At 73.1% G+C, this 394-nt stretch carries 1 protein-coding gene; it reads left to right on the forward strand.

Annotation, left to right across the window (positions count from 1 at the left end):
• Positions 1-15: 15 nt before the first annotated feature.
• Positions 16-394 (forward strand): HflX-like GTP-binding protein (locus E4T88_RS19075; RefSeq protein WP_497707130.1); only part of this gene is annotated, 379 nt, incomplete at its 3' end.

The following is a 394-nucleotide window of genomic DNA, read 5'->3' on the forward strand; positions in this document are numbered from 1 at the left end:
CCCGTTAAAGGTTGCATGAGCGAGACGCTGACGTCCGGCGAGGCCCGGCTCCAGGCACAGGCCGCGCCCGAGGGCGAGATCGCCGCGGCGACCCACACCCTGGTGATCGGGCCCTATCTGGCCCGCGGTGCCCCCGGGCCCGGAGGACCGGGCCACGGGCCCGCCCAGCCGACCCGCTCGGTGGAGGCGCGCCTCGACGAGGCGACCGGACTCGCCGCAGCCATCGAGCTCGACGTGGTCGAGAGCGTCGCGATCAGCCTGCCGCGCATCCGCCCCTCGACCTATCTCGGCAAGGGCCGGGTCGAGGAGATCGCCGGGATGATCCGCGCCCGCGAGATCGGCCTCGTGGTGATGGATTGCGCGCTCTCGCCGGTGCAGCAGCGCAACCTTGAGA

The sequence above is a fragment of the Dysgonomonas mossii genome (assembly GCF_004569505.1).
Taxonomy (GTDB): domain Bacteria; phylum Bacteroidota; class Bacteroidia; order Bacteroidales; family Dysgonomonadaceae; genus Dysgonomonas.